4 tRNA genes and 2 rRNA genes are annotated in these 1,629 nt (G+C 47.9%); all 6 read right to left on the bottom strand.

Going from position 1 to position 1,629, the window contains the following annotated elements:
- A 23S ribosomal RNA gene (locus tag P2G85_RS21395) occupies window positions 1-469 on the bottom strand; the annotation flags it as partial.
- A gap of 327 nt (window positions 470-796) precedes the next feature.
- A tRNA-Val gene (locus tag P2G85_RS21390) sits at window positions 797-872 on the bottom strand.
- 35 nt (window positions 873-907) lie between these two features.
- Window positions 908-983, bottom strand: a tRNA-Ala gene (locus tag P2G85_RS21385).
- Window positions 984-992: 9 nt separating this feature from the next.
- Window positions 993-1,068 (bottom strand) — tRNA-Lys (locus P2G85_RS21380).
- A 2-nt stretch (window positions 1,069-1,070) separates the two neighbouring features.
- Window positions 1,071-1,146 (bottom strand) — tRNA-Glu (locus P2G85_RS21375).
- Window positions 1,147-1,271: 125 nt separating this feature from the next.
- Window positions 1,272-1,629 (bottom strand): 16S ribosomal RNA (locus P2G85_RS21370); the annotation flags it as partial.

Here is a 1,629-nt window from a genome sequence, read left to right as displayed (position 1 = left end):
TTTTCGCCTTTCCCTCACGGTACTGGTTCACTATCGGTCAGTCAGTAGTATTTAGCCTTGGAGGATGGTCCCCCCATATTCAGACAGGATATCACGTGTCCCGCCCTACTCGATTTCACTGAACATGCGTTGTCAACTACGGGGCTATCACCCTGTATCGCCGGACTTTCCAGACCGTTCGTCTAACGCATATAAAGCTTAAGGGCTAGTCCAATTTCGCTCGCCGCTACTTTCGGAATCTCGGTTGATTTCTTTTCCTCGGGGTACTTAGATGTTTCAGTTCCCCCGGTTCGCCTCCTTAACCTATGTATTCAGTTAAGGATACGTGCTTATGCACGTGGGTTTCCCCATTCGGAAATCCCAGACTCAAGTGGCTTTTACTGCCTAATCTGGGCTTATCGCAAGTTAATACGTCCTTCATCGCCTCTGACTGCCAAGGCATCCACCGTGTACGCTTAGTCACTTAACCATACAACCCGAAGGAGTTTCGAGTTGTTGTTTAAACAACCAAAGTTGTCTGCAATTAACTCTTTGCTTTCACTTTGAAAAGTGAAGACAAACAGGACATGATGCAGACTCGATTTTGCCGGACTCAAATATGTTTTGTTTTACTTAAACAGTAAGACAAAACCCAAGAACACTTGAATGTGTTATTTGGAGTATTCAATTAAGAATACTTTGAGAACTTTACAAACAATCTTAAAGATTGTTTTGTCAGCTTTCCAAATTGTTAAAGAGCTAATCACTTCTAATGAAGTAACCATTTTTAAAAGCACTCATCGAATGCGCTTAAAGATGGTGGGCGATACCGGGCTCGAACCAGTGACCCCCTGCTTGTAAGGCAGGTGCTCTCCCAACTGAGCTAATCGCCCACATTAGTTTTACGTCTCGTGGTAGACGTCTCGAATGGTGGAGCTATGCGGGATCGAACCGCAGACCTCCTGCGTGCAAGGCAGGCGCTCTCCCAGCTGAGCTATAGCCCCATCGAGAAATGGTGGGTCGTGCAGGATTCGAACCTGCGACCAATTGATTAAAAGTCAACTGCTCTACCAACTGAGCTAACGACCCGATGGTATCCCGTAGGGGAGTCGAACCCCTGTTACCGCCGTGAAAGGGCGGTGTCCTAGGCCTCTAGACGAACGGGACACTGGATTGAAGATATTGGGATATCTTCGTCTCTTTTACTTATAAACCGTATCAATCTGTGTGAACACTCATCGCGACTTATTTGTTTCCGCTTTAAAAAGCAGAAGCAAACTATCCGTATCGTATAAGGAGGTGATCCAGCGCCAGGTTCCCCTAGCGCTACCTTGTTACGACTTCACCCCAGTCATGAACCACAAAGTGGTAAGCGTCCTCCCGAAGGTTAAACTACCTACTTCTTTTGCAGCCCACTCCCATGGTGTGACGGGCGGTGTGTACAAGGCCCGGGAACGTATTCACCGTGGCATTCTGATCCACGATTACTAGCGATTCCGACTTCACGGAGTCGAGTTGCAGACTCCGATCCGGACTACGACGCACTTTTTGGGATTCGCTCACTCTCGCAAGTTGGCTGCCCTCTGTATGCGCCATTGTAGCACGTGTGTAGCCCTACTCGTAAGGGCCATGATGACTTGACGTCGTCCC

It is taken from the genome of Vibrio sp. CAU 1672 (genome assembly GCF_029223195.1).
Lineage (GTDB): Bacteria > Pseudomonadota > Gammaproteobacteria > Enterobacterales > Vibrionaceae > Vibrio.
The sequence above is the reverse complement of the archived record's forward strand: the minus strand, read 5'-3'. Positions and strand labels throughout refer to the sequence as shown.